This window comes from Stutzerimonas kunmingensis (genome assembly GCF_014764705.1).
GTDB lineage: Bacteria > Pseudomonadota > Gammaproteobacteria > Pseudomonadales > Pseudomonadaceae > Stutzerimonas.
Genome location: NZ_JACXXG010000006.1, coordinates 42886 through 66761 on the forward strand (window position 1 = coordinate 42886; position 23876 = coordinate 66761).

Sequence of the window (23876 nt, forward strand, 5' to 3'; positions counted from 1 at the left end):
TTCGCGGCGGTCCCGCTTCGGCCAGGCTCGCCTGGCCGAACGCTTTTTGCGAAGCACTGAACAGATTCCGCCATCGTCGTTCTGGAATGCGCTAACCATGCATTCTAGAGCGGCCGGCCTGTGTTACACGGGGCTCCGCAAGCGCCCATGCGCTGATACATGGACTGAACAGGAGGAACATGGATGTTCGCCCCAGCCAACCAGGCCCACTTCACGCTTTCCCTCGAAGGCATCGAGCACGACTTCAAAGTGCTCGAATTCCAGGGCCGCGAGGCCATCAGCCAGCCCTATCGCTTCGACCTGGAACTGGTCAGCGAGCACCCCGATCTGGATCTGGAACGCCTGCTGCATCGCCCGGCCTTCCTCGCCTTCGCCCCGGACGGCAGCGGCATCCACGGGCTGGTGCATCAAGCCGCCCAAGGTGAATCCGGCCAGCGCCTGACCCGCTATCGCCTTACGCTCGTGCCGCAGCTGGCCTACCTTGCGCACAGGACCAACCAGCGCATCTTCCAGCACCTCAGCGTGCCGCAGATCGTCGCCCAGGTGCTTGATGAACACGGTATCCAGGCCGATGCCTACCGCTTCGGGCTTGGCCCGATGATCTACCCGCCGCGCGAATATTGCGTGCAGTACGACGAATCGGACCTGCACTTCATCCAGCGCCTGTGCGAGGAAGAGGGCATCCACTATCACTTCCAGCACAGCGCGGCCGGTCATGCCCTGGTCTTCGGTGATGACCAGACCGTCTTCCCCAGGCTCGCTGCCACCGCCTATCAGCAGGACAGCGGTCTGGTCGCCGACCAGCCGGTGATCAAGCGCTTCGGCCTGCGCCTGGAAACCCGTACCAGCCGGCTCACGCGCCGCGATTACGATTTCGAGAAGCCACGTCTGACCATGGAGGCCGCGTTTCATAGCGACTTCCAGCCCGACCTTGAAGACTACGATTACCCCGGCCGCTTCACCGAGCGCGCCCGCGGCAAGCACCTGTCGCAACGCGCCCTGGAGCGCCACCGCCACGACTACGAACTGGCCGAAGGCGAAAGCGACCAGCCGCAGCTGGCGAGCGGGCACTTCCTCCCGCTCACCGAACACCCCCGCAGCGACTGGAACCAGCTCTGGCTGCTGGCCGAAGTGCTGCATGAAGGCAAGCAGCCGCAGGTGTTGGAGGAGTCAATTACCAATGTCCCAGCTCACCACGGACTGGCCCCCTCTCCCCTATGGGGAGAGGGCTGGGGTGAGGGGGCTCTTACCAGCTCCCACTTCCAACAAGGCTACCGCAACCAATTCACTGCCACCCCCTGGGACATCCCCTTCCGCCCGGCTCTGAAGCATCCGAAGCCGAAGGTTCTCGGCAGCCAGACCGCCGTGGTTACCGGCCCGGCCGGCGAAGAAATCCACTGCGACGAGTACGGCCGAGTACGCGTTCAATTTCACTGGGATCGTGAAGGCCAGGCCGACGACAAGACCAGCTGCTGGCTGCGCGTCAGCTCCAGCTGGGCCGGCGACCGCTACGGCGGCATCGCCATTCCGAGGGTCGGCATGGAAGTGCTGGTGACCTTCCTCGAAGGCGACCCCGACCAGCCGCTGGTGACCGGTTGCCTGTACCACAAGGAACACCAGGTCCCCTACGACCTGCCGGCCAACAAGACCCGCAGCGTCTTCAAGACCCTGAGCAGCCCGGGCGGTGGCGGCTATAACGAACTGCGCATCGAAGACCGCAAGGGCGCCGAACAGATCTACGTCCACGCCCAGCGCGACTGGGACGAGAACATCGAGCACGACCAGAAGATCCGCGTCGGCCACGAACGTCACGACACGGTGGAGGCCAACAGCTACAGCGAGTTCCGCGCCGAAGAACACCGCACCACCCACGCCGACCGCAATACCGAAATCCGCGCCAACGACCACCTCACCGTGGGCAATACCCAGCACCTGAAGATCGGCACCGGGCAATTCATCGAGGCGGGCAACGAAATCCACCTCTCCAGCGGCCTCAAGGTTGTACTGGAAGCCGGAAGTGAACTGACCTTCAAGGCTGGTGGCAGCTTTATCAAGCTCGATGCCAGCAGCGTGACGATGGTCGGGCCAGTGATCAGGATGAACTCGGGAGGGAGTTCAGGCAAAGGCTCTGGTGCGGCGCCGATATTGCCTGGGAAGGCCAAGCCGGCGGATGCGGATAAGGCGGGTGTACCGCTGGAAGCCTTGCTTAAGCAAAACCTGCTATTTCGCAGTACTCGAGCGGGCGTATGCGAACTATGCGAGGCGGCCAAAGCACAGCAGGAGACCAAGGTATGAGCGCGCCCACGATCACAGGCAATGGCGCCATTCTGCTAGACGGTGCGCGGTATGAAAACGCAACGGCCTGGCTCTATCAGACCTTCCCCAGCCATCAGCCCTGGCCTTTACTGCTCAACACTCCCTATGAGGCAATCGCTGAGGCAGGGCCTATCCTGCTGGATGCCCCCATGGGTAGCCCAGCCTATGAAGCCTGGAAGCACGGCAGTGGAGTTAAGGACAGCGTTTGGCTGGAAAGCGATGCCTCAGTGGAAGAACTACACCGCATTCTGCAGCGCCGTCTGCGCATCTTTACCCCAGAACACCGCGAGCTCTGGTTGCGCTTTGCTGACGCCCGCCCTTTGTACCAAGCGTGGCAAAGCAAGGCGCAATGGCCAGAGGGTTTCTGGCATCGCATCGCCCGTATCTGGCTCCATTACAAGGGCACAAATTTCTGTGCCTGGAACAATGAACACCCAGAAAAAGACGGCGCCCCGACCAGTCAGGGGATCGCGGCCCAACTGACACTTGACTGGCCGCTGCTGGAAGCACTTGCCAAACAGGGCGACACGGCACAGGAGGCGGCTCTATGACCGCTCAAACCACCGCACCAGCCAGCTTGACGGTAGCCGCCTGCCCACTGCTTAGCGCCGTCCTGCCGTTGCGCTATGCGCTCGGGCCAACACTGGCGGTGGATACCGCCGCCTATGATTTGCCCGCACTGCAGGGCAACTTCCCGGCCATCGGTGATTACTTCGAGCCCCTGCAAGGCCGTCCGCTTAACTACACCGCCCGCCTTTTGCGTGATGGCTGGTTATACGTTTGGCAAAGCACCATGCAGCAATTAGTCGAGTACCGCGTCAGCCAGGCTACCTTTTCCCAGACAGCCCGTGGCGGGAAAGTCATTGACGGACGCAGCTTGCCCTACCTGCTTCTCCCTGCCGGAACACCCGCGATGTTGGTCTGGTCGCCGCAGCAATGGGTCGATGCGTCATTCGCGGCAGCCAAAAACAAACCAGAGGTGCGCCAACGCGTGATGCGTACCATCACTCCTGGCGCCGCACCCTTCAGCGGCCAGGCTCGCACTGTCCACGAACGCATCGGCGACTACATGGACGCCAACTGGTATGGCTGGAGCTGCGAACCATCCACATCCCACCGCCCAGCCTGGCCACAACTGCTGGAAGATATGCAACGCTGCGAACAACAGTCCTATGCCCTGATCGACGATCCCTGGGGCGTACTACTGGATCTGGCTGAATTGCTCCGCGCGCGCCAACAAGCTTTCAACGTCACCCGGGAAGTCCGTGGCGAAGATTGGGCCATGGCCGGTGTGCTCAAGTCTCTGGCCAAGAGCGACTCGCAAATTGGCGGTCAGCTACGCAGCATGACCAATTACCGCAAATTGCAAACCGCTTGGCAGGAGCAAGCTCAGGAAGAGAATGCATACACTGCTGATGTGCGTCGTCTCAGTGAACTCTGGTCGGCCTGGTTCAATACCCTGGCACAGCGTGGCCCCGCCAGCCTAGACACTGCCTGCGGTCACTTCGACATTACCCAACCGGCCCCACGAACGGAGCTAGAGCTGCACTTCGCCGCTGCCTGCCTTGGCCCAGCGACAACGGGTCCTGGCGCGCAGGCCATCGCCAATGCTTTTACGCTTCAGCAACAGGCAGGTAAACCCTGGTTGGTCTGGTCACTATTGGGTCTGGGTAAACGCCTGGGTATTGGCGAGATCAACACCATTGTCGGGCTGGCTGATGGCGCCAGAGATAATGGTGCCAGTGCCCTGGCCGAAGCACGCAAGGTGGCGGAACTGCTTAACCTAGCGGCCGAAAAACTGGCCCGCCATATTCAGGGATCAGCACTGGAAGCGCTGTTCACCGCCCTAGCCCCAATTGCTGGGGTGGGTCTGCAACAAGCCAATGATGGCACCAAGGCTGCCGGACGCCTCTACCTGGCTGCCGCGCTGGCGCGTAGTCAGCAGCGTCTGGCTATCGAGGTCGTCAGTCGGCGCCAAGTCGGGGAGTGGATGAGCGACCTGATGGGCACACGGCCCCAACTGCCCGCCAAACTCAGACCCACACAACTGAGCGTTGCGGTCAGTGATGCCTTGCCGTTCTTCCGACTGCTACCGGCCAAAGACCTGCCCGCGTTGACCGGGCACTTGGCAGCCGACGTCAATCTCAAGGGAATGCTCGACCTTAGCAAAGGAGCGATGGAAAAGGCTCCGGTAAAGTGTCTGGTGGCTCTAGTCGCCGGAATGAATTTTTTTTGGGGTGGGGCACAGCTGACTGAAAAACAGTCAGGTAAAAGCTGGCTGAGTTTTACAGGAGGAGCTTTTGGCGTTGCCTCTGCTACATCCGCAATAGCACAAAAAGTTGCCGAAGTAGACTGGGAAGCAACCACCAAGATTGCAGGTTCCCATTCTCTCTCGTCACAAGCAGCTCTGACCAAAGCCCTGGGCGTCGGAGCGAGAACCGCTTTATGGCAATCCGTCACCTCAGGCTTTGATGTAATGGTCTTCAGTATTGAGGCATTGGAGTCCTATCAAGCCGGTGATATCGATACCGCGAATATTAATGCCGGACTTACCCTGGCCTCCGCCGCCAACCTGCGGCTGTACGTGCAGAGTTTTCGAGCCATACGCGCCGCCCGAGCGGCGGTGATCGCTGGCGAGACTGCGGCTATCGGACGAGGTGTTAGCGTAGTCCCGCACCTGGCCACCCGCGCACTGGGCTGGACCTTGCTGATTGTCGGCGGGGTCATCGCCCGGCAATACACGCAAGACACGCCACTGGAAACCTGGGTCAAGCGCACCCGCTTTGGCATCCGCCCTGCCGACTGGGCCGATAGTTACGAGCAATCGATGACCGAGCTTTATAGAATCGTCTTCCCCATCAGCTTCCAGGCTTATCGTCTCAACGAGCTGAACCCCTATCGCGGCATGCAGACCATCACCTATGTACTACTGCGCCTACCGGGCAGGGATACCCTAACCGACGAGATGATCCACTTCAAAGGGCACGAAACCTGGGGCACCTTTCTGGGCTTCGGCGGCACCCGCAAGGCCGTGGAATGGACGGGCAAAGATTTTGATCATCACGGCGGTACTCAAGTCAGAACCGAACCAGGGGTTGCAGTCTACCGCCGCGTTTACCATGAAAAAAACGGCGACGAACTCGATGCCATTCATGGCGAACTAAGCTATTCGCCCATTGAAGGCCTGACCCTGCCACCTATTGAAATCAAGGAACTCGCGTGGCTGTAAGCGACCTGATCCAGCAAGCCCGCGCCCGCTTCGGACAAGCGCCCAGTGTACTGTTGCGCGCCGACCAGTCCACGGGGGAAAAGCCTTGGGAGATGTTCGTTACCGAAGAACATACCGAACACTATCTGGCCTTAAAGGCAGGAGGCGATACTGATAGGGGAATGCTTACTGGAGTAATGGGCGGTGTTGGAGGAGTAGCCACAATTCTCATGAGTGCCATTTTGATCCTGACTGGGAAGATAGAAGGCGTTTGGATGGGACTGGCATTGGCTGTCATTTTCTTCATCGTCCCTTTTCTCTGGGAAACCCGCCGCCCTCTCCCCCTGCCAATCCTCTTCAACCGCCGTACCCGCGAGGTCTATTTCGATCACAACGGTGAGCTCTACCACAGCCCATGGGATGGTATTCAAGCGCTGGCCGGTGAGTACGTGATGGTCGGCCCCCATACCGGCGGTATGCGTAACGCTTCGCTGGAAGTTCTGGTGCGCCGGTTGGGGGAACCGGATAAGGCGCTGCTAGTCAGTCTCGGGCTGCCCATGGGCAAGACGTTGCAAATGCAAAAAGGCTTCTGGGAATGGCTGCGTGCCTATATGGACAACGGCCCCTGGTTTGATGAAAACGGCCAACGCAGCGATTCGGATGCCTATATCAAGGAAATGCTCAAGGCCGGCACTATCAAAGGCACTGACTGGCACTCATTGACACTGGCCAAGATAGCCGAGAAGAAAGCCGCCAACGGCGGAAAGAACTACCTGGAGTGGACCGATGCTTTCATGCTGGCTTGGGAAGTGCTGTCTTACCCGACGAGCTGGCTACACGAGTACACCTATAGAATTGCCAAACGTCGCTCGCGCAATCGCTGGCCGCAGATTGTCACCGAACGTCTGCAAGCTGATGGCCCAACTACGCGACTGATCGACCTGGAGCGAGAGCGGGGATTGGACGTGTGAACTAACCCTCGTACCCGACGGAAGAGGTAGTTGTCCGATTACTGCAATTGAGTTGTTTGGCTAATTTGCTTACTACCGAAACGTAATTTCTCACGGCAACTCCAACCCACCCCCAGCCTTGTGCAACCCGCGCAGATGCTCGCCGATCTGCGCCAGGTTCACTTCGATCGCTTCGAGTTCCTCCCGCCGCTCGTCCCCCAGCAGCACCCGGACTTCCTGGTCCAGCTCTTCGCTCAGCTGATTCAGGCGCAGTTGGCGTTGTTCGCTTTCGCGTTCGAGGCGGGTCCATTCGCTGGGTTGTGGCAGGCCGTAGCCTTGGCCGTCGAGCAGTTCGGCGGGACGGCTGAGGTAGCCGCTGTTGGCGAGGATTTCCTGCAAGGCGACGTCGGCCTTGTTCAGGCTGGCGTCGCGCCCGCGGCCTCCGAGGTAGCGGTTCTTCAGTTCATCCTGGGCAAGGAGTAGCTGGCGGCGCAGGGCGGCCTGTTCGACCAACAGCAAAGCAGCAGCGGCGCGCAGGTCGGCGCGGTCGATCCACGGCTGGCGTTCGGCGGCACTGAGTTCCAGCCACTGCTCGACGCTGTCCTGCGGCAGACCGAGGCGCTCCTTGAGGATCGCGAACATGGCCTGATAGCGGTCGCGGTAGGAGTCGAATCGATAGCCCAGGCGCAGCGCCTCGCGGGGGTCGTCGAGCACGCTGGCGTCGGCCAGGCCGCGGTGGACCAGCACCTCCAGCAGCCCGTTGGGCATGATGCTGTCCAGGGCGACGAGTTCGTCGCGTGCGGTTCCGCTGCGCAGCAGCTTGAGGGTTTCCACCGCGCAGTTGTTGGACAGGAAGTAGTAGTCGCCGTCATAGCTCCAGTGCAATTCGGCGCTGCGCTCGACCAGTGCGCGGATCTCGTCTCGCTGCAGTTTCAGCGGCACCGAGGCCAGCCCGCGCAGCTCCACCTTGGTGTATTCGTCAATCACCTGACCCAGCGGCAGGATGAACAGCCGCGAGGGATAGACGCCGGTGAGACCGTCCCAGCTGGACAGCTGCACATCATCGACGAAGGCGCGGAAGGACAGTACCAGGTGGTGGTCCAGATCCAGCCGACAAGCGGGACCGGGCTCCCGATCGGGCGCGCAGATCACCAGGCGCAGCATGCTGTGGCCCCAGCGGCTGACCCAGGCCTCGTTGGCTTCGGCGAACAGGTAGTCGACCTCGTAGACGCGTGACGGATCGAGGCTCAGCAGTGGCGTGCGGCCGAACTCGCGACCGGCGTTGAGAAACGGGTAGTTATCGGTGCAATCGGCAGCGGCATCCGGTGCCCAGCCGAAGTGTTCGCTGAAGTAGCGGTGCAGGGACGGGCGACGGCAGGCGTAGCTGGGGTCAAGCAGGAAGTATTCGAGGTTCACCGCGACGAATTCCAGCGGGCTGGTCAGCTCGTACGGATCGGGACTGCGCGCCAGCTGCGCGTTTTCCTGTTCACGCAGGCCGCGCTTGCCGACGCGTTGTGGCCAGCCGGCCAGATCGAGCAGGCGCGGCTCATCGCTGAAGGTGAAGCGGCGGTCGATCTGTCCCCGGCAGTGATCCGGCAGGCCGACCTGCCCGAGGTGGCTGGCGCGCTGACGGCACTGGCCCTGCAACAGGTGCTCACTGGGCGACCACAGGCGCGCGCGGTCATAGAGATGCGCCACTTCGTGAGTGACCGTGGCGAGCAGCTCGCGGCGCACCGTGCCGTGGGGTCGATTGGTCTTTTCCTCGGCAGCGCTGCCGTTGGTGAGCGCCGGCAGCAGGCGGCGGTTGAGTTCCAGGCGATTGCCACCGGCGCGGCCATAGGCCTGTTCCGGCAGATCATCGCGCCACTGCACGCGCACCTCGCGATCGAGGCTCTGCACCAGGCGGGGTGGCAGTGCGGCCATGGCTTCGTCCAGCAGCGCCTGGCTGGCGGCGCGTTGCTCGGCGTCCAGTGTGCGTGAGTCGAGAACCAGGCGCAGGTCGGCCTGGGCTACACCTGCAGCAAGGCTCAGGCAGCCTGCCAGCAGCCAGGCGCCGGGGCGTATCACAGGGCGAGGATGGCTTCGGCCAGTTGCAGGTCGCTGGCATTGCGCGCTGCAGGGAGTTCGCTGCGCAGGGTGCCGATCGCGGCTTCCAGATGCGCACCGCGAATCTCGCCGGCGCTGGCGACGAAGCTGGCGGCGTCTTCACGCGCTTCGACGACGACCTTCATGTCACTGATGCGGCTGGTCACATCGGAGGTGAAATTGATGCTTCGGTCCAGGGCACGCACGACGATGTTGCTGGTGGCGACGAGGGTCTGTGCCTGGGCTGTGCCCGCGGCGACGGCCAGCGCCAGCGGGGCGGCGAGCAATAGCTTGTTCATCGGTTGGAATCTCTCACGGTCGGGGCACCGGCAGGCCGGTGCGATTATTGGACGAGGATCGCTTCGGCCAGTTCCAGGTCGCTGGCGGCAAGCTCCGGGTGTTCCTGGCGCAGCCGCGCCATGGCCGCTTGCAGGCGAGCCGCGTCGAGCTGGCCTTCGCTGGCGACGAAGCCGGCCGCGTCTTCGCGGGCCTCGGCGATCAGCTTGTTGTCGAAGGGAGCACTGGTCAGCTGGCTGCTGACGTAGCTGGTCTGCACGACACCTGCGGTGGTGACATCGAAAGCCTGGGCGGCGCCAGCTGTGAGGCCGAGAAATAAGAGAACGATTGAATACGAACGCATGCGGAACCTGTTGCCGGGAAAAACGGCGCCAAGGCTAGCGAAACGCCGGCTGTAGAGCCAGCGCCCGGTTGCTTCCGCAGGTTGCAGCAGCGCTCATGCGCTGCTGCACGCATCAGAGCGCCAGAATCGCCTGAGCCAGTTGCAGATCGCTGGCGCCCAGCTCTGGCTGCTGGCTACGAATGTGGCGCAGCGCCGCTTCGAGGTGGGCGCCGCGCAGATCGCCCTGGCTGGCAACGAAACGCGCCGCATCGTCGCGAGCATCGAGCACCAGTTTGTCGTCGCGCAGCGACGAGGTCAGGTCCGAGGTTGCGTCCACGGTATTGATCAGGCCGCCGACCACCATGTCGGTGGTAGCGGTGAAGCTGGCAGCGGACGCGCCGCCGCTCAGCAGCAAGCCGGCAGCGAAGAAGGGGAGCAGGATTCGGGACATGGCAGATCTCCAGTGGTGAGGCTCTAGACCGCGCCATGGGTGCGACGTTCCCGTTGCTGCGGCTTTGTAGCACGCAGCATAGGCTCGAATCGGTGGGCGCGGAATGCCTCAGCGCCAGAACGGCTTGTCCAGCTCTGCCGAGCGGTCGCTATGGCTGATGCCGACATCCGCCAGCTGGCGGTCGTCAAGCTGCGCCAGTTGCTGGCGGGTACGGTAGTTGCGTTGCCAGCGCTGCAATACTTGCAGCAGCTGTAGCCAGTTGCGGCGGGCGCGGGTGGCGACATACGGACAAGACAGCGTGCGATCCATGCTGCGCTCCTTCCCGGTGTGACCGGGTACGGGTTATGGGAGAACAGGATCGCGCGCGTCAGCCAAGTGCAACAGCCACAGGGATTCTCGATTGTGCCGGTGCAGTTCCAGAAATGGATGCAACTGTATTGGTCGCGAACGTGCCAACTGTTTTCGCTGCGCTGATTATCGGTCCGGTGTGCGTGCCAGAGCGCCTGGTGTGGTGCCGAACTGTTGACCGAACGCGGCGATAAACGCCGAGGTGGATTCGTAGCCGCAGGCCAGCGCGACATCGGTAACCGGCTGGCCCTGCTCCAGCAAAGGGAGCGCGCTGAGCAGGCGCAGACGCTGGCGCCAGGCGCGGAAGCTGAGGCCGGTGTCACGCTGGAACTGGCGGGTCAGGGTTTTCTCCGAGACCTGGAGGCGCTCGCTCCATTGCTTCAGGCTGAGTGAAAGATCGGGCTGCTCATAGAGCGCTTCGCACAGCTGACGAAGCCGGGCATCCCCGGGCCAGGGCAGGGAATAGCCGATTGCCGGCGCCGCCCGCAGCTGGTCCAGCAGCACCGCTGCCAGGCGGCCTTCGGCACCTTGCTCGTCATACTCCGCCGGCAGCGCGCCAAAGGCGCGGATCAGCTCGCGCAGCAGTGGGCTGACCGCGAGCACCTGGCAATGCTCGGGCGCCCAGGCCACGGCGCGCTGGTCGATGTACAGGCTGCGCATCTCGGTGTGCGGCGAGCTGATCACCTCGTGCAGCAGGCCCGGCGGAATCAGGATGGCGCGCTGCGGCGGAGCGAGAAAGCGCCCGCGCTCGGTATGCACGCGCAGCACGCCGCTGATGGCGTAGGACAGCTGTGCCCAGGGATGGCGGTGGCGTGGCGTGGTGGTTCGTTCAGCCAGGGATTCGCTGCGGGCGAAGAGCGGGCGCGGCAGTGCATCCATGGCTGGGATGCTGCGTTGCACGAAACTGCTTTGTCCTTTTCTCGACATTTGTCTGGCTTATGGCGTTAGTCGGATATGCAGCGCGACAGTAGACTCGCTGGCAACCTGCCGCAAGCCACACAATCAGGAGCGCCCATGGCCAGACCTCGCCTGTTACCGGACAACTTCACTCTGGCCCTGCTCGGTGCGGTGGCCATCGCCACGCTGCTGCCAGCGCGGGGGCAGGGCGTGGCGGTATTCGAGTGGATCACCAACCTGGCCATCGGCCTGCTGTTCTTCATGCACGGCGCCAAGCTCTCGGGCAGTGCGATCCTCGCCGGCATGGGCCATTGGCGCCTGCATCTCCTGGTGTTCAGCTGCACCTTCGTGCTGTTCCCGCTGCTCGGGCTGGCGCTGCGCCCGCTGCTGACGCCGATGATCGGCGCCGAACTGTACCTGGGCATGCTCTACCTCTGTGCCTTGCCGGCCACGGTGCAGTCGGCCATCGCCTTCACCTCGCTGGCGCGCGGCAACATCCCTGCGGCGGTATGCAGCGCGGCGGCTTCCAGCCTGATCGGCATCTTCCTCACGCCGCTGCTGGTACTGCTGCTGATGGGCGCGCAGGGCGAAGGCGGCTCGACGCTGGATGCCATCGGCAAGATCGTCGTGCAGCTGCTGCTGCCGTTCATCGCCGGGCAGATCGTGCGGCGCTGGATTGGCGACTGGGTGGCGCGCAACAAGGGCTGGCTAAAGAACGTCGACCAGAGCTCTATCCTGCTGGTGGTCTACACCGCATTCAGCCATGCGGTGGTCGAGGGCATCTGGCAGCAGGTGCCGCTGCCGCAGCTGCTGGGTCTGGTGCTGGCCTGCTGTCTGCTGCTGGCGCTGGCCCTGCTGATTACCTGGCTAGCGGCGCGCTGGCTGGGCTTCGATCTGGAGGACCGCATCACCATTCTCTTCGCCGGCTCGAAGAAGAGCCTGGCCACCGGCATCCCCATGGCGCAGGTGCTGTTCGCCGGCGGTGCGCTGGGCACGCTGATCCTGCCATTGATGCTGTTTCACCAGATTCAGCTGATGGTATGCGCGGTACTGGCGCAGCGCTATGCGTCGCGACCAGAAACAACAGCGGTCGCAAAAGCGGGCTGACTCGAAGCCAATCAGCGGCGGATTCGTGACTGCAGCGCAAAGATCATTTGCCCGTTACGGTCTGGGAGCGGTGCGCAGGGGTGGCTAAGCTGCGCGCCATTCTGTTGCTGAGGCATTCCCATGAAGAAGATTCTGCTACTCAACGGCGGCAAGGCCTTCGCCCACTCGGCCGGCCAGTACAACGCCACGCTGCATCAGGCAGCCATCGAAACCCTGACCGCGGCCGGCTTCGAGGTCCGCACCACCGAGATCGACGCCGGCTACGACGTGCAGCAGGAGGTCGAGAAGATTCTCTGGGCGGATGCGCTGATCTACCAGATGCCTGGCTGGTGGATGGGCGCGCCCTGGACGGTGAAGAAGTACCTGGACGAGGTGTTCACCGCCGGCCACGGCAGCCTCTACGCCAACGACGGCCGCACCCGCTCCGATGCGTCGCAGAAGTACGGTAGCGGCGGTCTGCTGCAGGGCAAACGCTACATGATTTCCGCCACCTGGAACGCGCCGCAGCAGGCCTTCGACGACCCCAGCGATTTCTTCGCCGGCAAGGGCGTGGATGCCGTCTACCTGCCGTTTCACAAGGCCAACGAGTTTCTCGGCATGCAGGGCTTGCCGACCTTCCTCAGTGTCGATGTGATGAAACGGCCGCAGATCAAGGCGGATGTCGCACGCTATCGGCGGCACCTGGGCGAGGTGTTCGGCTTCAGTGTCTGACCTTCGCGTCAGGCAAAGAAAAAACCCCTCGCGGCAAGGGCCGGGAGGGGTTTTTCGTTTCAGCGCGAGGCGATCACTCCACGGCCTTGACCATATCCTCGACCACCTTCTTGGCGTCGCCGAAGACCATCATGGTCTTGTCCATGTAGAACAGCTCGTTGTCCAGGCCGGCATAGCCGCTGGCCATGGAGCGCTTGTTGACGATGACGGTCTTGGCCTTGTACGCCTCGAGGATCGGCATGCCGGCGATCGGCGACTTCGGATCGGTCTTGGCCGCCGGGTTGACCACGTCGTTGGCGCCGAGCACCAGCACCACGTCGGCCTGGCCGAACTCGGAGTTGATGTCCTCCATTTCGAACACCTGCTCGTAAGGCACTTCGGCTTCGGCCAGCAGCACGTTCATGTGCCCCGGCATGCGGCCGGCGACCGGGTGGATCGCGTACTTCACGGTCACGCCCATGTGCGTCAGCTTCTCGGCCAGTTCCATCAGCGCGTGCTGCGCGCGGGCCACCGCCAGGCCGTAGCCAGGCACAATGATCACGGTGTCGGCGTTGGTCAGCAGGAAGGCGGCATCGTCGGCCGAACCGGACTTCACGTTGCGTTCCAGCTGGGCGCCCGCCGGGCCGCCGGCATCGGCGTCGGCACCGAAGCCGCCGAGGATCACGTTGAAGAACGAGCGGTTCATCGCCTTGCACATGATGTACGAGAGGATCGCGCCGCTCGAGCCCACCAGTGAGCCGGCGATGATCAGCATCGAGTTGTTCAGCGAGAAGCCGATACCGGCGGCCGCCCAGCCCGAATACGAGTTGAGCATCGACACCACTACCGGCATGTCCGCACCGCCGATGGGGATGATGATCAGCACGCCGATGACGAACGCCAGCGCCACCAGGATGGCGAAGGCGGTCAGGTTGCCGGTGAAGGTGTAGACCAGGCCCAGGCCGACGATCGCCAGGCCCACGGCCAGGTTGACCATGTGCTGGCCCTTGAATACCACCGGGGCACCCTGGAACAGGCGGAACTTGTACTTGCCGGACAGCTTGCCAAAGGCGATCACCGAACCGGAGAAGGTGATGGCACCGATGGCCGCGCCGAGGAACAGCTCCAGGCGGTTACCCACCGGAATCGCGTAGCCGATCTGCTCGACGATGCCCAGCGACTGCGGCTCGACGACGGCGGCGATGGCGATGAACACCGCGGCCAGGCCGATCATGCTGTGCATGAAGGCGACCAGCTCGGGCATCTTGGTCATCTCGACGCGCTTGGCCATGACGGTGCCGACGCTGCCGCCGATCAGCAGACCGACGATCACGTAGCCGATGCCGGCGGTGGCCAGCTCGCTGCCGAGCTTGAAGATCAGGCCGACCGTGGTCAGTACCGCCAGCCCCATGCCGATCATGCCGAACAGGTTGCCGCGTCGTGAGGTGGTGGGGTGGGACAGCCCCTTCAGTGCCTGGATGAAGCACACCGAGGCGACCAGATAGAGCAGGGTGATCAGGTTCATGCTCATGGCTTACTTGCCCTCCGCCTTGGCCGCACTGCGGTCCTTCTTCTTGAACATTTCCAGCATGCGGCGGGTGACCAGGAAGCCCCCGAACACGTTGACCGCGGCCAGCGCCACGGCCAGGGTGCCCATGGCCTTGCCCAGCGGGGTGACGGTGAGCGCTGCGGCCAGCATGGCGCCGACGATGACGATCGCCGAAATCGCGTTGGTGACTGCCATCAGCGGGGTGTGCAGGGCCGGGGTGACGTTCCAGACCACGTGGTAGCCGACGTAGATCGCCAGCACGAAGATGATCAGGTTGTAGATGCCGTCCGAAATCAGATCCATGTTCGCGTCTCCCTTAACCGTTGGTCCGCACGACCTGGCCGTCGCGGCACATCAGGCACGCGGCGACGATGTCGTCTTCGAGGTTGAGCTGGAACTGGCCGTCCTTGTCGATGACCAGCTTGAGAAAATCCAGCAGGTTGCGGGCGTACAGCGCCGAGGCGTCGGCCGCTACCAGCGTCGCCAGGTTGGCGTGGCCGACGATGGTTACACCGTGGCGAACCACCACCTGGTCGATCTCGGTCAGCGGGCAGTTGCCGCCGTGGCCGGCTGCCAGGTCGACGATCACCGAGCCGGGCTTCATCTGCTCGACGGTGGCTTCCTGCAGCAGCGTCGGCGCCTTGCGGCCCGGGATCAGTGCGGTGGTGATGACGATGTCCGATTGCAGCGCACGTTCATGCACCGCCTGCGCCTGACGCGCCATCCACGAGGCCGGCATCGGCCGCGCATAGCCGCCGACGCCTTCGGCGCATTCGCGCTCCTCGTCGGTCTCAAGCGGCACGTCGACGAACTTGGCGCCGAGCGATTCGATCTGCTCCTTCACCGCCGGACGCACGTCCGAAGCCTCGACCACTGCACCCAGGCGCTTGGCTGTGGCGATGGCCTGCAGCCCGGCGACACCGGCACCGAGGATCAGCACACGTGCGGCCTTCACCGTACCGGCGGCGGTCATCAGCATCGGCATGAAGCGCGGGTAGTGATGGGCACCGACCAGCACCGCCTTGTAGCCGGCGATGTTGGCCTGCGACGAGAGCACGTCCAGGCTCTGTGCACGGGACGTACGCGGCGCGGCCTCCAGGGCGAAGGCGGTGACGCCGCGGGCAGCCATGCGCGCGATACAGGCGTTGTCGAACGGGTTGAGCATGCCCAGCAGCACACTGCCGGACTGCATCTGCGCCAGTTCGGTATCGTCCGGCGCATTGACCTTCAGCACCAGCTCGGCGGCAAAGGCCGCGGCCGCATCGCCGATGGTTGCGCCGACCGCTTCATAGGCGCTGTCCGGCACGCTGGAAAGCAACCCGGCGCCGCTTTGCAGCGTCACCCGGTGCCCTTGGCCGATCAGTTTCTTGACGGTTTCCGGGGTCGCGGCGACGCGCGTTTCCCCGGAGTGGGTTTCGAGAGGAACACCGATGTGCATTGTTGTTGTTCTCCTGCGTGATCATGACCGGTGCTGCGCGAGCCGCGCACCGACGTGCTTTTCACCCGCCCGCTGCTCTGGCGGACGGGGTATGGAACAGGTGAAGCCAGCCGGGCGAAGCGCAAAAACGGATCGCCCGGCGCGGCATTCTGCAAGCCTTGAAAAAATCAAACAACTGTTTCAATCAAACGATTGTATTTGACGCGCCGGTCGCAGCATGACTGCCTGTTTTCCGTGCTTCGCTGCAGATTGCGTCCTGTTTGGTTCTGCGTACGACCAGTTCGTCCGCGCCAGGCACACGACACGGCCGCATCATGAATGACGCGCCATTGACAGGGTATTCGTCAGCGGTGCCAAGCATCTCCGACCTTGGTGTCGGGTTAAGTCGGGTATGCAGGAAAAACGCGCGCACGTTGAAATGTCATTCAATCCTTGTAGTCCAACTAGGCTGGTTGGACCCGATTGGAGTGTTTCGAACGCAGTGACGTCGGGTCGCTGCGTATCGCTGGTGGAGCTGGACGATGCCCGAACTCGATGTAAACGAAGTCACCACGCTGCTCGAACAGCCGGCCCAGCGCCGCTTGCCGTTCGCCTTTGCGCGTCGGCACGGCGTGATCCTGCTGGAGCGTGGCGGCGAGCTGCGCCTCGGCCTGCGCGAGGGCGCCGCGCTGACGGCGGTGCAGGAGGCGCAGCGGGTCGTTGGTATGCGTCTGCCGATGCAATGGCTAGCGCAGGCTGATTTCGATCAGGCGCTCGGTGCCGCCTACCAGCACGATTCCTCGGCGGCGATGTTGATGGTCGAGGGGCTGGGCAACGACCTCGACCTGGCCAGCCTGGCCGATCAGATCCAGGAAACCGAGGACCTGTTGGAGCAGGAGGACGACGCGCCGATCATTCGCCTGATCAACGCCATCCTCGGCGAGGCGATCAACGAGAACGCCTCGGATATCCATATCGAAACCTTCGAGAAGCGCCTGGTGATCCGCTTTCGCGTCGATGGCATCCTCCGTGAAGTGGTGCAGCCCAAGCGCGAGCTGGCGGCGCTGCTGGTGTCGCGGATCAAGGTCATGGCCAAGCTGGATATCGCCGAGAAGCGTATCCCGCAGGACGGGCGCATCTCGCTGCGCGTCGGCGGCCGCGAGGTCGACATCCGTGTCTCCACGCTGCCCTCGGCCAATGGCGAGCGGGTGGTGTTGCGTCTCCTGGACAAGCAGGCCGGTCGCCTGACCCTGCGCCATTTGGGCATGAACGAGCAGGATCGCGACCACCTGGAACGGGCGGTGAAGAAACCGCACGGCATCATTCTGGTCACCGGCCCCACCGGGTCGGGCAAGACCACCACGCTCTACGCCGCGCTGACCACGTTGAATGACCGCACGCGCAACATCCTCACCGTCGAGGACCCCATCGAGTACCACCTCGAAGGCATCGGCCAGACCCAGGTCAACACCAAGGTCGACATGACCTTCGCCCGCGGCCTGCGCGCCATCCTGCGCCAGGACCCGGACGTGGTGATGGTCGGTGAGATCCGCGACCAGGAAACCGCCGACATGGCGGTGCAGGCGTCGCTCACCGGCCACCTGGTGCTCTCCACGCTGCACACCAACAGCGCCATCGGCGCCGTCACACGGCTGGTGGACATGGGTGTCGAGCCGTTCCTGATCTCCTCTTCGCTGCTCGGCGTGCTGGCCCAGCGCCTCGTGCGGGTGTTGTGCAATGACTGCAAGCGCGCCTACGTCGCCGATGCCGCCGAGTGCGAGCTGCTCGGGGCCAGCCTGGCCGAGGCGCCGACGCTGTATCACGCCGAAGGCTGCGAGCAGTGCCGGGGCCTCGGTTACCGCGGGCGTACCGGCATCTATGAGCTGGTGCTGTTCGACGACGCCCTGCGCACCATGGTGCACACCCGCGCCAGCGAGCAGGACATGCTGCGTCACGCTCGGGTACTGGGGCCGAGTATCCGCGACGACGGCCTGCGCAAGGTGCGCGAGGGCGTGACCACCATCGAGGAAGTGCTGCGGGTGACGCGTGAGGAGTGAGGGGATGGGGTTGTTTCCGGCTCGCCTGGAGAGGCATCTGCAGCCTGACCGACGCTGCACGGTGGCGCCATTCGCGGCCAAGGCCGCTCCCACGTGTGTGTGCTGCCTGTGTGGGAGCGGTCTTGACCGCCAATCGCCAGTGTTGGAGACCGCCTGATGGCTGCCTTCGAATACCTTGCCCTCGACCCGCGCGGCCGTGAGCAGAAGGGCCTGATCGAAGCCGACAGCCCGCGTCAGGCGCGCCAGCTGCTGCGCGAGAAGCAATGGGCGCCGCTGGAGGTGAAGCAGGCCAAGTCCAAGGAAGACGTCAGCCGCGGCGGCCTTAGTTTCGGTCGTGGCTTGTCGGCGCGCGATCTGGCATTGGTCACCCGGCAGCTGGCGACGCTGGTACAGGCTGCGCTGCCTATCGAGGAAGCCTTGCGCGCGGCAGCGGCGCAGTCCACCTCGGCGAAGATCAAATCGATGCTGCTGGCCGTGCGTGCGCGGGTGATGGAAGGCCACAGCCTGGCTGCGGCCCTGCGCGAATATCCGTCGGCGTTTCCCGAGCTCTATCGCGCCACCGTGGCGGCGGGGGAGCATGCCGGCCATCTCGGGCTGGTGCTCGATCAGCTCGCCGACTACACCGATCAGCGTCAGCAGTCGCGGCAGAAGATCCAGCTGGCGCTGCTCTATCCGGTGATCCTGATGGTCGCCTCGCTGGCCATCGTCGTGCTGCTGCTCGGCTACGTGGTGCCGGACGTGGTGAAAGTCTTCGTCAACACCGGCCAGGAGTTGCCGGCGTTGACCCGCGGCTTGATCGCTACCAGCGACGTGGTGAAGAACTGGGGCTGGCTGATCGTGCTCGGTCTCATCGGCGCCTTTCTGGCCATGCGCGCGGCTTTGCGCGACCCGGCGCTGCGCCTTCGCTGGCATGCGTTCATTCTGCGGATACCGCTGATCGGTCGACTGAGCCGGGCGACCAATACGGCGCGCTTCGCCTCGACCCTGGCGATCCTCACCAAGAGCGGCGTGCCGCTGGTGGAGGCGTTGTCCATCGCTGCCGCGGTGATCGCCAATCTGCGCATCCGCGAGCGGGTGGTGGAGGCAGCGCAGAAAGTGCGCGAAGGCAGCAGCCTGACCCGCGCCCTGGATGCCACCGGCGAATTCCCGCCGATGATGCTGCACATGATCGCCAGCGGCGAGAAATCCGGTGAACTGGATCAGATGCTGGCGCGAACCGCGCGCAATCAGGAGAACGACCTCGCCGCTCAGGTGTCTCTGCTGGTCGGCCTGTTCGAACCGTTCATGCTGGTGTTCATGGGGGCTGTGGTGCTGGTCATCGTGCTGGCGATCCTGATGCCAATCCTCTCTCTCAACCAACTGGTGGGGTAACGACAATGAAGTTGCAACGACGCACGCAAGGGGGCTTCACCCTCATCGAAATCATGGTGGTGGTGGTCATCCTCGGCATCCTCGCCGCGTTGGTGGTGCCGCAGGTGATGAGCCGCCCGGATCAGGCCAAGGTCACCGTGGCCAAGGGCGACATCAAGGCCGTCGCCGCCGCGCTGGACATGTACAAGCTGGATAATTTCGCCTACCCGAGCACCCAGCAGGGGCTGGAGGCGCTGGTGAAGAAGCCTTCCGGCAACCCGCAGCCGAAGAACTGGAACCGCGACGGTTACCTCAAGCGCCTGCCCAAGGACCCGTGGGGCAACGACTACCAGTACCTCTCGCCAGGTACACAGGGCCAGTTCGACCTCTACTCCTTCGGCGCCGACGGCAAGCCCGGCGGCAGCGACCTTAACGCCGACATCGGTAACTGGGACCTCTAATCGATGCGGCAGCGCGCCCGCGCTTTCACGCTGATCGAACTGCTGGTGGTGATCGTCCTGCTGGGCATTCTGGTCAGCGTGGCGGTGCTCAGCGTCGGCGGTTCGAGCACCTCGCGCGAGCTGCGTGACGAGGCGCGGCGACTGGCTGCGCTGATCGGCGTGCTCAGCGACGAGGCGGTACTCGACAGTCGCGAATACGGCCTGCTGGTCAACAGCGAGGGTTACCGGGTGCTGCGCTACGACGAGGCGGCCACGCGCTGGCTGGAAGTCGAGCGGCGCAAGGTGCACAAGGTCCCGGACTGGATGCGCCTGGATCTGGAACTGGACGGCACGCCGCTGAAACTGGTTGCGCCGACCCAGCGCGAGGACGACCGCGCCGGGCTGTCGCGCGAAGGCGAGCGAACCGAACGTCGTGCGCCGCGGCTGGAGCCGCAGTTGCTGATTCTTTCCAGCGGCGAGCTGTCGCCGTTCAGCCTGCGCCTGTCCGAACGCAAGCCGCGCGGCAGTGGCTGGCTGGTCACCAGCGACGGCTTCCGCCTGCCTGAGGCGCAAGTCATCGAGGACAGGCGATGAGCGGGCGCTCGGCCAGGGCCGGCCGCGGTTTCACCCTGCTGGAAGTGCTGGTGGCACTGGCGATCTTCGCCAGTGTGTCGGCCGTGGTGCTCACTGCGGCCGGGCGTAGCCTGACCAACGCCGGGCGGCTGGAGGAACTGACCCTGGCCGGCTGGATCGCCGACAACCGCATCAGCGAACTGCAGTTGCAGCAGACCCCGCCTGCCATCGGCCGCGAAACCCAGGCGCTGGAGTACGGCGGCCGCCAGTGGCAGACCCTCAGCGAAATCGAGGCCAGCGCCGATCCAGGCTTGCTGCGGGTGACCGTCTGGGTTGCGCTGCAGACATCGCGTGGCCGCAGCGATCCGGTACCCGAGCGCGCGGTCACCAGCCTCACCGGATTCATCGGTGTCGGCCCGGGAGCCGCGCGCCAATGAATGCTCACGCGCGCACCAGCGCCGGTTTCACCCTGCTCGAGCTGTTGATTGCCATTGCCCTGTTCGCGCTGCTTGGCCTCGGCACCTATCGCATGCTCGAAGCGGTGCTGCAAAGCGATGAGGCGGTGCGTGCCCAGGAGCTGCAGCTGCGCGAGCTGAGCCGCGCGGTGTGGGCCTTCGAACGTGACCTGCAGCAGGTGGTCGGGCGGCCGATCCGTGATGAGTTTGGCGACGAGCGCAATGCCTTCATCGGTCAGCTCGATGGCGAAGACGGCGCGCCGGTGCTGGAGCTGACCCGTGCCGGCTGGCGCAATCCCACTGGGCTGCGTCGCGCCAATCTGCAGCGGGTGCGCTGGCGCCTGGCTGGCGACAATCTCGAGCGCGTCTACTGGGTGGTGCTGGACCGTGACCTCGACAGCGAGCCGCGCGTGCAGCGGGTACTGGAAGACGTGCAGGGCCTGCAATTGCGCTATCTCGACGAAGAGGTGGTATGGCACGAGGAGTGGCCGCCGTTCGATTTCGGTCGCGGCAGCCCGGAGAACGCCGCCGAGCGCCTGCCGATCGCCCTGGAATTGAATATCGAGCACGCCCGCTACGGCCGTATCACCCGTCTGCTGCGCCTGCCCGACGCCGTCGAGCAGACGACGCAGCAGGCATTGCCCGGCGCCGAAGGCGTGCCCGAGCCGTTCGAAGGGGAGCTGCCGCAATGAGGTGCCAGCGCGGCGTTGCCCTGATTACCGTGCTGCTGGTGGTGGCCATCGTCACCGTGGTCAGCGCGGCGATGGTCGCGCGCCAGCAGCTCAGCATTCGTGCCAGCAGCAACCAGCTGCAGGCACGCCAGGCCTGGCACTACGCGCTGGGCGGCGAAGCGCTGGCCCAGGCCATGCTCGCTCGCGATCTGCGGGCTGGCGCGACGGGCGAGACAGGCGCCAATGGTGAGGCCGCGGCCGTCGATCATCTGCTCGAGCCCTGGGCGCAGCCGCTGCCGGCGTTCGAGATCGATCAGGGCGAGATCCTCGTGCGTATCGAGGATCTCGCCGGACGCTTCAACCTCAACGACCTGCTGCGCGACCAGCAGCCCAACCCCGCCGCGGTTGAGCAGTTCCGCCGGCTGCTGCTGCGTCTGCAGATCAGCGCGCCCTATGCCGAGCGCCTGCTCGACTGGATCGATCCCGACCAGCAGCCGAGCGGTGAGCTGGGTGCCGAAGACAACGCCTATCTCGGCCTCGATACGCCCTATCGCAGCGCCGGTCGCCGGCTCCACGACCTGTCCGAACTGCGCCTGCTGCTGGACATGCGCGAAGAGGATTTCCAGCGCCTGGCGCCCTATGTCGTAGTGTTGCCGCCCAACGTGCCGCTGAACGTCAACACGGCGAGCGCGATGGTGCTTTCCAGCCTGAGCGACAACCTCAGCCTCGGCGCGGCCGAGTCGCTGGTCGAGCTGCGCCGCGCCGCACCGTTTCGCAACAGCGCGGCGTTCCTCGCGCAGCCGGCGCTGGCTGGAACTACGCTGCAGGGCACTGCGCTGGCGGTTGGCAGTCAATTCTTCCAGGCCACCAGCGAAGTGCGTCTGGGCGATCGCCGGCTGGCACTGGTCAGCCTGTTGCAACGCGAGCAGGACGGCAGCGTCCGTGTGCTCGCGCGAAATCTCGGTCAGCCTGCCCGGCAGACCCTCCCATCCGACGGAGAACGCTAGACCATGGATTGCCTGTTTCTGCCCGCCGACTGCCCGACCCGGCTCGATGCCGAGACCCGCGTCTACTGGCTGCCCAAGGACGAACCCGGCCGCTGGCAGCCGCTGGGCGAATGCGCCGCAGGCAACGGCGCGATCAGCCTGATCCTGCCGGCGGAAGTCTGCAGTTTTTTCGCCGTCACCCTGCCGACGCGCAAGGCGCGCTGGATGCAGCAGGCGCTGGCCTACGCCGCCGAGGAGCTGCTGGCGGAAAACGTCGACGATCTGCATCTGGCCCTCGGCGAGGCACTGCCGGACGGCCGCCTGCGGGTCGTGGCGATCCGTCGCCAGCTGCTGGATGACTGGCTTGGTCAGTTGCGCGAGCTGGGCCTGCTGATCGTGGCGATTCATGTCGACGCCGATCTGCTGCCGCGGGAGGGCACGCAGCTATTGTTCATCGGCGAGCGCGGCCTGCTCGGCGGCGTCGGCGAAACGCGCTTGGCCTTCGCCAGCGAGGACTGGCCGCAGCTGTCCGGCCTCTGCCCGGCGCCCTGGCATGCCCAGGGCAGTGAAAGCGAGCCGCCTCTGGCGCTCGACGACTACCGGCAGGTGGACGATCCCTATGCGTTTCTCGGTTCGCAGCGCGCGGCAGCGATCAACCTCGCCCAGGGTGACTTCGCCGTGGAGGTCGGCAATACCGGCCTCGGTTACTGGAAACCGCTGTTCGCCGTCGCCGGCCTGATCCTGCTGGTGCAGCTGGGCTTCAACCTGAGCCAGGCCTGGTATTTCCAGCGCCAGGGCGATGCCTACGCCGAGGCCAGTCTGGCGCTGTATCGCGAGCTATTTCCCGAAGACATCCGCATCGTCAACATGCGCGCGCAGTTCGATGATCATCTGGCCCGCGGCAGCGGTGGCCAGACGGGCTTTCTGCGCCTGCTCGACCACGCCGCCGCGGCACTGGAGGACGGCATTCCGGTGACCATCGGCCAGCTCGACTACAACCAGGATCGCGGCGATCTGGCGCTGCAGGTGCAGGCCATGGACTTTCCCACGCTGGAAACATTGCGCCAACGCCTGGGTGACACCGGTCAGAGCGTGCAGCTGGGCTCGGCCAGTCGAGAAGGCGATGGCGTCAGCGCGCGCGTGGTGATCGGAGGCTGATGATGAATCTCAAGCAACAACTGGCCGTGCGCCTCGCCGATTCGCCGCTGTGGCAGCGCTGGCAGCGCCTGGCGCCCCGTGAGCGCACCTCGCTGAGCCTGCTCGGCGCCTTTCTGCTCGCCGTGCTGTTCTATCTCTGGCTGTGGCTGCCGGCGCAACGCCAGGCCGCCGACGCTCGCGAGTATTACCAGGCGCAGCGCGAACTGCATGCCTACATGGAGCAGAACACCGACCTGGCGCGCCAGATGGAGCGCAGCAATCAGGTCGAGCTGGCGCCGGAGCAGCTGCAGGGGGTGATCACCGAAAGCGCGCAGCAGGGAAACCTGCGAATCGAGAGCTTCGACAATGGTAGCGACGGCAGCGTGCAGGTGAGCCTGCCGGGGGCATCGTACGCATTGCTGTTGCGCTGGTTCGACACCCTGCAGGGGCAGGGCGTGAGCATTGCTGACGTCAGCCTGGAGCGCGCCGGTGAAGGGCTGGTGAATGCGCGGGTGAGCTTTCGCGCGGGGAGTTGATGGCGCCCTGATCCATCGCCGGGCCTGCGCGAGG

Annotated in this window: 24 protein-coding genes; 15 read left to right on the top strand and 9 right to left on the bottom strand. The window is 64.4% G+C overall.

Features of this window, described 5'->3' with window-relative positions; all coding sequences use genetic code 11:
- Window positions 1-183 precede the first annotated feature (183 nt).
- From IEG05_RS07445 to IEG05_RS07460, 4 genes are read left to right on the top strand one after another with little or no spacing between them, the layout of a single operon-like run.
- On the top strand, window positions 184-2295 hold the full coding sequence (locus IEG05_RS07445; RefSeq protein WP_191121821.1) for a type VI secretion system Vgr family protein: 2112 nt from the start codon (window positions 184-186) through the stop codon (window positions 2293-2295).
- Window positions 2292-2867, top strand: a complete 576-nt coding sequence (locus IEG05_RS07450; protein WP_090522563.1) for a DUF4123 domain-containing protein — start codon at window positions 2292-2294, stop codon at window positions 2865-2867. Before IEG05_RS07445 ends, IEG05_RS07450 begins: the two co-directional genes overlap by 4 nt.
- Window positions 2864-5545 carry a toxin VasX gene (locus IEG05_RS07455; RefSeq protein WP_191121822.1) on the top strand — a complete coding sequence of 894 codons (2682 nt, stop codon included), beginning with the start codon at window positions 2864-2866 and terminating at the stop codon, window positions 5543-5545. The genes IEG05_RS07450 and IEG05_RS07455 overlap by 4 nt, the downstream gene beginning before the upstream one ends.
- Window positions 5536-6495: a hypothetical protein gene (locus IEG05_RS07460; protein ID WP_191121823.1), complete on the top strand. Its 960-nt coding sequence runs from the start codon at window positions 5536-5538 to the stop codon at window positions 6493-6495. Before IEG05_RS07455 ends, IEG05_RS07460 begins: the two co-directional genes overlap by 10 nt.
- 90 nt (window positions 6496-6585) lie before the next feature.
- On the opposite strand, the gene IEG05_RS07465 is transcribed toward IEG05_RS07460, so the two are convergent.
- From IEG05_RS07465 to IEG05_RS07490, 6 genes are all read right to left on the bottom strand, one after another.
- Window positions 6586-8541 (bottom strand): DUF7844 domain-containing protein, encoded by a 1956-nt coding sequence (locus IEG05_RS07465; RefSeq protein WP_191121824.1) that lies wholly within the window; start codon window positions 8539-8541, stop codon window positions 6586-6588.
- Window positions 8538-8858, bottom strand: a complete 321-nt coding sequence (locus IEG05_RS07470) for a DUF2388 domain-containing protein (RefSeq protein WP_014822100.1) — start codon at window positions 8856-8858, stop codon at window positions 8538-8540. The genes IEG05_RS07465 and IEG05_RS07470 overlap by 4 nt, the downstream gene beginning before the upstream one ends.
- Window positions 8859-8902: 44 nt before the next feature.
- Window positions 8903-9199 (bottom strand): DUF2388 domain-containing protein, encoded by a 297-nt coding sequence (locus IEG05_RS07475; protein WP_191121825.1) that lies wholly within the window; start codon window positions 9197-9199, stop codon window positions 8903-8905.
- 112 nt (window positions 9200-9311) lie between these two features.
- A complete protein-coding gene (locus IEG05_RS07480; protein WP_023445583.1) occupies window positions 9312-9629 on the bottom strand; it encodes a DUF2388 domain-containing protein in 318 nt (105 codons plus the stop codon).
- A 108-nt stretch (window positions 9630-9737) separates the two neighbouring features.
- Window positions 9738-9938 (bottom strand): DUF1127 domain-containing protein, encoded by a 201-nt coding sequence (locus IEG05_RS07485; RefSeq protein ID WP_191121826.1) that lies wholly within the window; start codon window positions 9936-9938, stop codon window positions 9738-9740.
- A 165-nt stretch (window positions 9939-10103) separates the two neighbouring features.
- Window positions 10104-10904 (bottom strand): AraC family transcriptional regulator, encoded by an 801-nt coding sequence (locus tag IEG05_RS07490; RefSeq protein ID WP_180982762.1) that lies wholly within the window; start codon window positions 10902-10904, stop codon window positions 10104-10106.
- Between the two features lie 87 nt (window positions 10905-10991).
- On the opposite strand from IEG05_RS07490, the gene IEG05_RS07495 reads away from it, so the two are divergent.
- Window positions 10992-11981, top strand: coding sequence for a bile acid:sodium symporter family protein (locus IEG05_RS07495; protein ID WP_191121827.1), 990 nt, complete (start codon window positions 10992-10994; stop codon window positions 11979-11981).
- A gap of 120 nt (window positions 11982-12101) precedes the next feature.
- The gene (gene mdaB, locus IEG05_RS07500; protein ID WP_191121828.1) at window positions 12102-12692 is read left to right on the top strand and encodes an NADPH:quinone oxidoreductase MdaB; all 591 of its coding nucleotides are present in this window, start codon (window positions 12102-12104) and stop codon (window positions 12690-12692) included.
- 73 nt (window positions 12693-12765) lie between these two features.
- On the opposite strand, the gene IEG05_RS07505 is transcribed toward mdaB, so the two are convergent.
- Genes IEG05_RS07505 through IEG05_RS07515 form a run of 3 tightly spaced genes read right to left on the bottom strand, consistent with a single transcriptional unit; the run spans window position 12766 to window position 15658 of the window.
- On the bottom strand, window positions 12766-14202 hold the full coding sequence (locus IEG05_RS07505) for an NAD(P)(+) transhydrogenase (Re/Si-specific) subunit beta (protein ID WP_023445578.1): 1437 nt from the start codon (window positions 14200-14202) through the stop codon (window positions 12766-12768).
- Window positions 14203-14205: 3 nt separating this feature from the next.
- Window positions 14206-14523 carry an NAD(P) transhydrogenase subunit alpha part 2 gene (locus IEG05_RS07510; RefSeq protein WP_003284152.1) on the bottom strand — a complete coding sequence of 106 codons (318 nt, stop codon included), beginning with the start codon at window positions 14521-14523 and terminating at the stop codon, window positions 14206-14208.
- A 13-nt stretch (window positions 14524-14536) separates the two neighbouring features.
- On the bottom strand, window positions 14537-15658 hold the full coding sequence (locus IEG05_RS07515) for a Re/Si-specific NAD(P)(+) transhydrogenase subunit alpha (protein ID WP_125860844.1): 1122 nt from the start codon (window positions 15656-15658) through the stop codon (window positions 14537-14539).
- 521 nt (window positions 15659-16179) lie between these two features.
- Between IEG05_RS07515 and gspE the strand changes: the two genes are divergently transcribed.
- The 9 genes from gspE (at window position 16180) to IEG05_RS07560 (ending at window position 23842) form a co-directional block, all read left to right on the top strand.
- Window positions 16180-17694 carry a type II secretion system ATPase GspE gene (gspE, locus tag IEG05_RS07520; protein WP_014822092.1) on the top strand — a complete coding sequence of 505 codons (1515 nt, stop codon included), beginning with the start codon at window positions 16180-16182 and terminating at the stop codon, window positions 17692-17694.
- Window positions 17695-17850: 156 nt separating this feature from the next.
- Window positions 17851-19065 carry a GspF family T2SS innner membrane protein variant XcpS gene (gene xcpS / locus IEG05_RS07525; protein WP_041015434.1) on the top strand — a complete coding sequence of 405 codons (1215 nt, stop codon included), beginning with the start codon at window positions 17851-17853 and terminating at the stop codon, window positions 19063-19065.
- A 5-nt stretch (window positions 19066-19070) separates the two neighbouring features.
- Window positions 19071-19505 carry a type II secretion system major pseudopilin GspG gene (gene gspG, locus IEG05_RS07530; RefSeq protein ID WP_003301913.1) on the top strand — a complete coding sequence of 145 codons (435 nt, stop codon included), beginning with the start codon at window positions 19071-19073 and terminating at the stop codon, window positions 19503-19505.
- A gap of 3 nt (window positions 19506-19508) precedes the next feature.
- On the top strand, window positions 19509-20078 hold the full coding sequence (gspH, locus tag IEG05_RS07535; RefSeq protein WP_191121829.1) for a type II secretion system minor pseudopilin GspH: 570 nt from the start codon (window positions 19509-19511) through the stop codon (window positions 20076-20078).
- The gene (gene gspI, locus IEG05_RS07540) at window positions 20075-20494 is read left to right on the top strand and encodes a type II secretion system minor pseudopilin GspI (RefSeq protein WP_044315642.1); all 420 of its coding nucleotides are present in this window, start codon (window positions 20075-20077) and stop codon (window positions 20492-20494) included. Before gspH ends, gspI begins: the two co-directional genes overlap by 4 nt.
- A complete protein-coding gene (gene gspJ / locus IEG05_RS07545; protein ID WP_191121830.1) occupies window positions 20491-21204 on the top strand; it encodes a type II secretion system minor pseudopilin GspJ in 714 nt (237 codons plus the stop codon). Before gspI ends, gspJ begins: the two co-directional genes overlap by 4 nt.
- Window positions 21201-22190, top strand: a complete 990-nt coding sequence (gene gspK, locus IEG05_RS07550; RefSeq protein WP_191121831.1) for a type II secretion system minor pseudopilin GspK — start codon at window positions 21201-21203, stop codon at window positions 22188-22190. The genes gspJ and gspK overlap by 4 nt, the downstream gene beginning before the upstream one ends.
- Window positions 22191-22193: 3 nt before the next feature.
- Complete coding sequence (gene gspL / locus IEG05_RS07555) at window positions 22194-23327, top strand: type II secretion system protein GspL (RefSeq protein WP_046618124.1); 1134 nt, start codon at window positions 22194-22196, stop codon at window positions 23325-23327.
- The gene (locus IEG05_RS07560) at window positions 23327-23842 is read left to right on the top strand and encodes a type II secretion system protein M (RefSeq protein ID WP_046618123.1); all 516 of its coding nucleotides are present in this window, start codon (window positions 23327-23329) and stop codon (window positions 23840-23842) included. The genes gspL and IEG05_RS07560 overlap by 1 nt, the downstream gene beginning before the upstream one ends.
- Window positions 23843-23876: the final 34 nt, after the last annotated feature.

Coding starts and splice junctions, on each gene's coding strand:
- xcpS (WP_041015434.1), top strand. CDS start 17,851: ATGGCTGCCTTCGAATACCTTGCCCTCGACCCGCGCGGCCGTGAGCAG.
- IEG05_RS07445 (WP_191121821.1), top strand. CDS start 184: ATGTTCGCCCCAGCCAACCAGGCCCACTTCACGCTTTCCCTCGAAGGC.
- IEG05_RS07455 (WP_191121822.1), top strand. CDS start 2,864: ATGACCGCTCAAACCACCGCACCAGCCAGCTTGACGGTAGCCGCCTGC.
- gspK (WP_191121831.1), top strand. CDS start 21,201: ATGAGGTGCCAGCGCGGCGTTGCCCTGATTACCGTGCTGCTGGTGGTG.
- IEG05_RS07490 (WP_180982762.1), bottom strand. CDS start 10,904: ATGTCGAGAAAAGGACAAAGCAGTTTCGTGCAACGCAGCATCCCAGCC.
- gspE (WP_014822092.1), top strand. CDS start 16,180: ATGCCCGAACTCGATGTAAACGAAGTCACCACGCTGCTCGAACAGCCG.
- IEG05_RS07485 (WP_191121826.1), bottom strand. CDS start 9,938: ATGGATCGCACGCTGTCTTGTCCGTATGTCGCCACCCGCGCCCGCCGC.
- IEG05_RS07450 (WP_090522563.1), top strand. CDS start 2,292: ATGAGCGCGCCCACGATCACAGGCAATGGCGCCATTCTGCTAGACGGT.
- IEG05_RS07475 (WP_191121825.1), bottom strand. CDS start 9,199: ATGCGTTCGTATTCAATCGTTCTCTTATTTCTCGGCCTCACAGCTGGC.
- gspJ (WP_191121830.1), top strand. CDS start 20,491: ATGAATGCTCACGCGCGCACCAGCGCCGGTTTCACCCTGCTCGAGCTG.
- mdaB (WP_191121828.1), top strand. CDS start 12,102: ATGAAGAAGATTCTGCTACTCAACGGCGGCAAGGCCTTCGCCCACTCG.
- IEG05_RS07515 (WP_125860844.1), bottom strand. CDS start 15,658: ATGCACATCGGTGTTCCTCTCGAAACCCACTCCGGGGAAACGCGCGTC.
- gspH (WP_191121829.1), top strand. CDS start 19,509: ATGCGGCAGCGCGCCCGCGCTTTCACGCTGATCGAACTGCTGGTGGTG.
- IEG05_RS07495 (WP_191121827.1), top strand. CDS start 10,992: ATGGCCAGACCTCGCCTGTTACCGGACAACTTCACTCTGGCCCTGCTC.
- IEG05_RS07510 (WP_003284152.1), bottom strand. CDS start 14,523: ATGGATCTGATTTCGGACGGCATCTACAACCTGATCATCTTCGTGCTG.
- IEG05_RS07480 (WP_023445583.1), bottom strand. CDS start 9,629: ATGTCCCGAATCCTGCTCCCCTTCTTCGCTGCCGGCTTGCTGCTGAGC.
- IEG05_RS07505 (WP_023445578.1), bottom strand. CDS start 14,202: ATGAGCATGAACCTGATCACCCTGCTCTATCTGGTCGCCTCGGTGTGC.
- gspL (WP_046618124.1), top strand. CDS start 22,194: ATGGATTGCCTGTTTCTGCCCGCCGACTGCCCGACCCGGCTCGATGCC.
- IEG05_RS07470 (WP_014822100.1), bottom strand. CDS start 8,858: ATGAACAAGCTATTGCTCGCCGCCCCGCTGGCGCTGGCCGTCGCCGCG.
- gspI (WP_044315642.1), top strand. CDS start 20,075: ATGAGCGGGCGCTCGGCCAGGGCCGGCCGCGGTTTCACCCTGCTGGAA.
- gspG (WP_003301913.1), top strand. CDS start 19,071: ATGAAGTTGCAACGACGCACGCAAGGGGGCTTCACCCTCATCGAAATC.
- IEG05_RS07560 (WP_046618123.1), top strand. CDS start 23,327: ATGATGAATCTCAAGCAACAACTGGCCGTGCGCCTCGCCGATTCGCCG.